Here is a 7,754-nt window from a genome sequence, read left to right as displayed (position 1 = left end):
GAATTACGCAACAAAGCCCATAATTCCAAATGCTCTTCCAATCTTGATTCGCAACACATGGCACAGATGTGTTGCATATAGACTTCCTATAAAGCCGTTGGGAAGAAGGAGTTTATATTAAAATCAGGAACGAAAAATGAACCAACAACGTCAACTAAGCTGGAAAATAGCAGCTATTCTAGGTACATCTTTTGGCTTTAATGCACACGCTGCAGAAATGGTCAGAGTCGATAATGATGCATTACTACAACAAAGCCTCGTCGCTCAGTCGAAGAGTGTTGCTCCACTTGAATTAGGTTTTTCTGAAGTTAAACGGGTGGTATTGCCAAATGGAAAAACGAAAGTCCGCTACCAACAAACTCACTTAGGTTTACCCGTCTTTGATACTTCGGTCGTGGCCACCCTTTCCAAGAACCAACCCACTCAGGTGTTCGGTTCAATGGCACAAGGGATCAGCGGTGACCTATCCAGCATCGCGCCAAAGCTGAATCAAGAACAAGCGATTGAAGCCGCACTCTCCGCTCACCGCACGTTTACCGTCGGCAAAAAGTCCATTGAAAATAAAAACGCGAAACTGATGGTGAGATTGGATGAGAACCAAACCGCTCAAGTGGTGTATCTGGTCGATTTCTTTATCGCGTCCTCAATGCCAGAGCGCCCTTTCTACTTTATTGATGCCACGACTGGCGATGTACTCCAAAAATGGAATGGACTAAACCACGCTAAAGCATTGGGTACTGGCCCCGGTGGTAATATAAAAACCACTCGATATGAATATGGTAGTGACTTCCCTAGCTTTCCCATCGACAAAGCAGGCACGACTTGTACGTTAGAAAATGAATCAGTTAAGACCGTCGATTTGAGGAACGGAACGTCTGGCAGCGCAGCCTACAGCTACAACTGTGCCGACGGAACTAACTACACCGATCATAAATACATTAACGGGGCTTACTCGCCTCTTAACGATGCGCACTACTTCGGTAATGTCGTATTCGATATGTATAAAGAGTGGATGAACACATCACCTTTAACTTTCCAGCTGACAATGCGAGTTCATTACAGCACCGATTATGAAAATGCTTTCTGGAATGGTACATCCATGACTTTTGGAGATGGCAAAAATACCTTTTACCCATTGGTCGATATCAACGTGAGTGCTCACGAAGTCAGCCACGGGTTCACAGAGCAAAACTCCGGTCTTGTGTACCGAAATATGTCGGGTGGTATGAATGAAGCCTTCTCAGACATTGCAGGCGAAGCGGCTGAATACTACTTGCGTGGCAATGTGGATTGGGTGGTTGGTAGCGATATATTCAAGTCTGAAGGTGGCTTGCGTTACTTTGATCAACCCTCAAAAGATGGCCGCTCGATTGATCATGCCTCTCAATACTATGACGGTTTGAACGTTCACTTATCTAGCGGTGTTTATAACCGCGCCTTTTACCTTTTAGCGAACAAATCGGGTTGGAATGTACGTAAGGGCTTTGAAATATTCACGGTCGCAAACCAACTATATTGGACAGCAAACAGTACCTTTGATGCCGGTGCGTGTGGCGTAGCGAAAGCCGCAGCCGACATGGGCTATGTGGTTGCCGATGTTGAAGATGCTTTTAATACCGTAGGCGTGAATGCGAGTTGTGGTGTCACGCCTCCAACTGGCAATGTACTGACGAAAGGCACACCGATTGCGAAACTAAGCGGGAATCAATCTTCAGAGAGCTTCTACACGTTCACTGTTGATTCTGCATCCAGCGTGACGGTTTCAATGTCTGGTGGTTCAGGTGATGCCGACCTTTATGTAAAATCGGGAAGCAAGCCAACAACATCGAGTTACGATTGTCGCCCTTATCGCGCTGGAAACAATGAGCAGTGCAGTGTGAGCGCGCAACCGGGCGTAACCTACCATGTGTTACTGCGTGGATACTCGAACTACTCTGGCCTAACGTTGCGTTTAGATTGAGTTAGAGCGAGCCTCTCAAACAAGTTGTAAATCGAGAACTAGCGGTTAACCGCGAAATAAAAACCTACTCACTTTGAGTAGGTTTTTTTATGACACACCGTAGTAGCTAATAATATTGTAAGTTATTTACTGATACGTTTATTAATTTATAAATATCAAGGTTACTTAGGCATTGTTTTATAAAAACAGTTTAAATTGAGATCCTGTGCTGCACAACGAAACAAAAATAACTGACTAACTTTTGAACACATTCACGTTACTGATAGGTTAATCCTTATAGGGCAAATGCTCTATTAATGATAAAAACTAAAATAAGGATTATTTATGAGACCATCTTTTCCTATCAGTATGGTGCTTGCAACGACAGTGGTTGGCTTCCAGTCTTTTGCGCAAAATATTGAGACAACTGATTCATTAGGTATTGCAGAAAGTAGCGCAGCGCAAAAGCAATCTCTGGCGTTGCAAATCAGCGAGCGTTATTCCGATCTTGAGCTTTCATTGAAGGCTCAGATCTCAGAAAAGAACTTATCCGCGCCTGTAGATAAATTGAGCTCTACTCAGCCCTACTCTGCATTTTCAAGCCGGATGCAGAAAGCGGATCTTGGTTATCGCAAGATGAAAGGGATCAACGACTTCAGCGACTCTGTGTTAGAGATTCGCATGGCTGATGAAGCGATGATCGAAGCTTGGAAGAACGGTGAAAGCCCGCTGTTTGCATTTGAACCATCAGGCGACGATTCGAATTGGCAATACATTGAAGCGTATGACGTGTACGGACAAGTTCATCAATTAGATGTGTACCAAATGCCAGACGTCCCAGTGTTTGTGGTTGATAGTAACGGTGCTGAAGAGCTCAAAGCAGGCTTAATGGCAATGCAGGCAGAGATGCAAAAGCTGGGTACTACAACGCAAATCAATGCCGTTAGCGATACCAATGCCGACGAGAGTAAACCTCAAAAACCGTCTTTGATGAACAGGGCACGTCGCTCGATGGCCTTGTCGGAACCTGAGCCGTTGAATACCACACAATTAACCAAAATCCGCTTGGCTGTTGATCAAGAACCTTGGATCTCTGGTAAAGCGGAAATCTACGCTATCGTGACGGGTGTCGATTCAAGTCGTTTAGAGCCCCAAATCGACCTCGTTGAGATGCCTTATCTGGACTACGACAAACAGACGTACTACCCGAACCAGACCGTCATCTTCTGGCCTCGCTACCGTTGGGGCGCTGCAGACATGATCTTAATGGAACACGATGATGGAACAGATTATAAAGCACTAGCAAAACTCTTGGTTCAAGCCGCAGAAGAGATACTGAAGATGATTCCTGATCCAGAAGTTCAAGGTTATGCGATCATCCCTCAGATCACAGGCAAGATTATCGATGTGATTCCTGATGGTGTATTAGTGAATGATGATGACTTCGTGGATGTGTACTACACCTTAATGCAGAACACACCTTATGTAGACCGTCCGGGCGCAGGCGGAAATGCTGTCGCATCGTTTGCACCAGTCACGATTTCACCAACAGAGTAAGTCGTTTCTTATTCAGTTAGGGCTTAAACGCTAGGCCCTAACTCTTCATTATCGAAGGTAAGTCAAACACAAGAAACCTACTCAGAACCTAATTACAGGGAGTAATCAAACACAATGATGTCTTCTAAAAGCGGACGAAACACATCTTTCAGCGCATCATGCTCAGGGTGCGGAAGGTAATTCTGGCGGCCTTCTTCATCGGCGAACGTCATTAACACCGAGTGGGTATAACCTTGATTCTTGTTTTCAGGGCTGTCATTTAATCCCCATTCTACTGAAGTGACCCCTTCAACCTTGTTTGGCATCGCTTCAAACAGCATCTTTAGTTTTTGAACCTCTGAAGCTTCAGCGTTTTCTTTAAACTTAATCAGTAGAATATGACGAATCATTCCCGTTTCTTTTTGAGTCATTCCTTGTCCTTTCGAGTCGTTCGCTTACTGGTTTGTAATGCTTAACCAACACCCAATAGCGATCTAAATTAGAGAACAACAAAATGCCACACGTTACACAACATGCCAAGGCTAGATCGCTAGAGTTTATAAAATAATCAACAACCCAATAACGAAAAATGCTGCACCCAAGGGCGCAGCATTTCTCATGACAATGGTAAGCACATCTTTAACGTTAATCACGACGACCTGTAAGCTGGATCGTTTGGTCTTGATCTACGTTCTTTTGGAATTGGATTCCGCCGTTAGACGCTTCATTTCTTCCTTCCAGTGTTAAGTCAGATTCAACACGCTCAGCCTTTACTTGATTACCTTCGCTTCTTGTCATGTCGATAGTCCCTGTATACGTACCGTCGGCAGCAAAAGCCGTGTTCATTGAAAGAGCCATTAAGCCTAGTGCGATTAACTTTTTCATACATCACCTCATATTTTTTTTAATTATTTGTTCGTTTGGTATCAGTGTTTCTTTGTTGAGGTAACTTTAGCGCTTGAGTGAAAGCCATTCGAGGAAAAGCAAGATTTACCAAATGGAAAATCAAGGGATTAGCGAAGTTCTGACGCGGTGCTGTCTTATCTGTTTTGTACTACCACTATGATATTAGAGTCACATAATTTCTGTATGCCTACCGCACCGAAATTACTGCCTATAAAAGGATTCATTTGGAGAGCCTGTGGACATCAATCTAGACATTCAAAATATCCTCGTCATCAAGCGTATGTATGAACTTCGCAATGTTGGACTGGTTGCGGAGTCGCTAGGAAAAACCTCTGGGGCGATCAGCAAGAACCTCTCGAAGTCAAAGTTGCAGCTCGACGATCCACTGTTCATTCAAACCAAACACGGGTTTGAACCCACAACTTTTGTTGAAACCAACATCGAAAATTTTGAGCAGATCTTGAGCAGCGTTGAAGCCATTAAACACCAAGTATTTTCGCCAGAAACTTACCAAGGTGATATCAAAATCTACGCGAATACCCTGTTCTGGGAGCGCTTTGGCTCGAAGCTCTACTTTGCTCTGAGTAAAGAAGCCCCGCATGCTCACTACTCATTCGTTCGATGGGGAAGCAATGTGAGGAACAGGCTCATCGACGGTGAGGAATCCATTGCAGTTCATTACTTTGATGAAACCTTGCCACAGTCAATTTCTCAAATGGAATTCGGCAAAGGAAAAGTGGTGTTCTTCGTGAGAGAGGATCATCCAGCGAAAGATTTTGAGTCGCTCGCCAACTACCCAATCATTCTATTTAAAACCCCGGGATGGAATGACAATAAATACCCGATCCTTGATCGCCTTAGAAATATCGGATTTCACGTCAACCCAAGAGTGGAAGTCGACCACCCTGCGATGATTCACGATGTTGTGTTCAAATCCGACTATTTTGGTATCACCCTCAATGGCAGCGTACCAGAAGGCTGTCGTAGTATTGATTTGCCCGAAAAACTGACGATCGATGTGGGTTATGTGATGAGCTGCCGTCGTTCACAGAAAGACGCGCCTTTGAATCAATGGCTATTCCAAATGCTAAAGTCTACGCTGAAAAACAAGCAAGCATAGTTCAACATCTAAAGGCCTAAATGATTAACGGGTTAAGTGCTTATAAAGCTTAAAGGCTTCATTGCTTAGCTGCTTAACGACATAACTCCCCTATCATCCAAAAAAGAAAAGGCTCCCGAGGGAACCTTTGATTAGGGTTCTAGTGACTATTCGCTTATGTTTTTATTTTAAAATGCTTCTTCGAGCGTTTGTTCGTTCTTTTTTTCTGTTTGTTTCTCGCTGGTCTCTACCTCTTTCAAGCGCGCAGTGAAATGTCTTAACACCGGCGGTTCATAGGTAAAGTCGAGCCCTTTCACTTTGCTCGCGTTCTCTTTCACTTTTTCGAATGCTTCGATGATGAAGTCCATGTGAGTTTGTGTGTAGGTCGCGCGAGGAATGGTAAGGCGCAATAACTCTGCTGGGCATGGATGTTGCTCGCCCGTGGCAGGATCGCGACCTTGCAGCAAGGAACCAATCTCAACCGCTCTGATACCCGCGACTTTATAGAGTTCACACGCCAAAGCATGTGCTGGGAACTGACCTGCTGGAATGTGTGGAAGTAGTTTACCCGCATCCACAAACGCAGCGTGACCGCCTGCTTGCTGGCACACGATGCCCATCGCTTCTAAGCCATCAACTAAGTATTGAACCTGACCAATACGGTACTCTAACCAATCTTGGCGCATGCCGTCATAAAGGCCAACTGCCAAACGCTCCATCGCGCCACCTTCTAAGCCGCCATAGGTTGGAAAGCCTTCTTGCACCACACACAAAGTTCGACACTCTGTGTACACATCCATGAAAGAGTCATCTTTAAAGCACAACAAGCCGCCCATTTGTACCATGGCATCTTTCTTAGCAGACATGGCTAAGCCATCCGCGTATTTGTAGGATTCACGCGTGATCTGTTCTATTGTCCAATCTTGATAACCCGCTTCTCGTTGTTGAATGAAGTAGGCATTTTCAGCGTAACGTGCAGAATCCATGATCACAGGGATGTCGTACTTCTGAGCCACTTGATACACGGCTTTTAGATTGGCGATAGACACTGGCTGTCCACCTGCAGAGTTACAAGTAATGGTGCTCACAATGTAAGGAACATTGGCCGCGCCCGCTTCTAAGATCGCTTCTTCCAGCTTCGCCACATCGAAGTTGCCTTTGAAGTCCGCATTCACTGAGGTATCGAACGCTTCTTTGGTATAAACGTTCTTCGCCACACAGCAATTCACTTGGGTGTGACCTTGTGTTGTATCGAAGAAGTAGTTCGACAGGGCGACCATTTTGCTGCGATCGAGCCCTTTCTCCATTTCACGCTTCTTGATAAGAACAGGAATGTAGATCTGCTCTGCGCCGCGCCCTTGGTGTGTTGGAATCGTCAACTCGTAACCGAAGATATCCTTAACCGCGTTCGACAATGCGTAGTAACTGCGGCTACCACTGTAAGCTTCATCACCCATTAACATCGCGGCTTGCATACGCTGAGTAATAGATCCGGTTCCGCTGTCTGTCAGTAAGTCGATAAACACATCATCACTATCCAGTAAGAATGGGTTCATGCCCGCTTCAACAATGGCTTGCTCACGATATGCAGAGGTTGTTCTTTTTACTGGCTCTACAACACGAATACGAAACGGTTCTGGTAGATGTTTGAAGTTTTCCATAATAGTACCTTTCTATACATTCCGATCAGGTCGAAATATATTTCTTTAGATGTCACGAATCCTCACCATTAATTTAATAGCTCCGCATAAAGATAGACGGAAAATTAACAGTGAAAATAAACAAGTTAAATAATGAGTTATTAATCGAACCTAAACAGAGGCTGAGATAATTAGCGCGAACGACAAAAAAACGAATATTCTGCACGAAATAATAAGTGCGACATTCATGCGTTCAAAGGTTATCAAAGCTGCTGATAGGTAAACAAAGCACGCTGCTTTGCTGGCGCGTGACGCCTAGAGGGTACTACTCTGAAGAAAGGCGGAACGAGAGCTGGTGATCTAAAGTATACCAAGCTAACAAGGTTAGCCATGTTGTTGATTGCCATTTCAGATACATGTTCACAATATATCCCTACGTTGAAATCAAGATGATCCGAAATTTAAATATAGTGCAATTGTTTTATAAATACAGCTTAGAAAAGTATAAATGTGATCAATATTTAGAATGATGATTAAATACGATAGCATGTTATATAAACTGTGAATCACAGCCGTTTATATACTATTAAACTAGTTCAGCGAGTTACTTAATAATATCAAATCTCTTTTAAAC

6 protein-coding genes are annotated in these 7,754 nt (G+C 44.1%); 3 read left to right on the top strand and 3 right to left on the bottom strand.

Annotated elements, in window-relative coordinates:
* The first annotated feature begins 136 nt into the window (after positions 1–136).
* Together AB4180_RS10800 and AB4180_RS10795 are read left to right on the top strand one after the other, a co-directional pair.
* Positions 137–1,960: a M4 family metallopeptidase gene (locus AB4180_RS10800; protein ID WP_102250103.1), complete on the top strand. Its 1,824-nt coding sequence runs from the start codon at positions 137–139 to the stop codon at positions 1,958–1,960.
* Positions 1,961–2,284: 324 nt separating this feature from the next.
* Positions 2,285–3,496, top strand: coding sequence for a DUF3103 domain-containing protein (locus AB4180_RS10795; protein ID WP_102250102.1), 1,212 nt, complete (start codon positions 2,285–2,287; stop codon positions 3,494–3,496).
* A gap of 92 nt (positions 3,497–3,588) precedes the next feature.
* On the opposite strand, the gene AB4180_RS10790 is transcribed toward AB4180_RS10795, so the two are convergent.
* Together AB4180_RS10790 and AB4180_RS10785 are read right to left on the bottom strand one after the other, a co-directional pair.
* Complete coding sequence (locus AB4180_RS10790) at positions 3,589–3,906, bottom strand: Dabb family protein (RefSeq protein WP_009846539.1); 318 nt, start codon at positions 3,904–3,906, stop codon at positions 3,589–3,591.
* A 214-nt stretch (positions 3,907–4,120) separates the two neighbouring features.
* On the bottom strand, positions 4,121–4,360 hold the full coding sequence (locus AB4180_RS10785; protein WP_017081013.1) for a hypothetical protein: 240 nt from the start codon (positions 4,358–4,360) through the stop codon (positions 4,121–4,123).
* A 256-nt stretch (positions 4,361–4,616) separates the two neighbouring features.
* Between AB4180_RS10785 and AB4180_RS10780 the strand changes: the two genes are divergently transcribed.
* Positions 4,617–5,501, top strand: a complete 885-nt coding sequence (locus AB4180_RS10780) for a LysR substrate-binding domain-containing protein (RefSeq protein WP_372081860.1) — start codon at positions 4,617–4,619, stop codon at positions 5,499–5,501.
* Between the two features lie 167 nt (positions 5,502–5,668).
* Here AB4180_RS10780 and tnaA read toward each other — a convergent pair whose 3' ends face one another.
* On the bottom strand, positions 5,669–7,141 hold the full coding sequence (gene tnaA / locus AB4180_RS10775) for a tryptophanase (RefSeq protein ID WP_102250337.1): 1,473 nt from the start codon (positions 7,139–7,141) through the stop codon (positions 5,669–5,671).
* Positions 7,142–7,754: the final 613 nt, after the last annotated feature.

It is taken from the genome of Vibrio sp. 10N.286.49.C3 (genome assembly GCF_041469545.1).
Taxonomy (GTDB): Bacteria; Pseudomonadota; Gammaproteobacteria; order Enterobacterales; family Vibrionaceae; genus Vibrio; species Vibrio tasmaniensis_A.
This window is presented reverse-complemented; position numbering and strand designations above follow the sequence as displayed.

What these genes read in the sequence shown, in the direction of transcription:
- AB4180_RS10785 (WP_017081013.1), bottom strand. Translation starts at nt 4,360, where the DNA reads ATGAAAAAGTTAATCGCACTAGGCTTAATGGCTCTTTCAATGAACACG.
- tnaA (WP_102250337.1), bottom strand. Translation starts at nt 7,141, where the DNA reads ATGGAAAACTTCAAACATCTACCAGAACCGTTTCGTATTCGTGTTGTA.
- AB4180_RS10800 (WP_102250103.1), top strand. Translation starts at nt 137, where the DNA reads ATGAACCAACAACGTCAACTAAGCTGGAAAATAGCAGCTATTCTAGGT.
- AB4180_RS10795 (WP_102250102.1), top strand. Translation starts at nt 2,285, where the DNA reads ATGAGACCATCTTTTCCTATCAGTATGGTGCTTGCAACGACAGTGGTT.
- AB4180_RS10790 (WP_009846539.1), bottom strand. Translation starts at nt 3,906, where the DNA reads ATGACTCAAAAAGAAACGGGAATGATTCGTCATATTCTACTGATTAAG.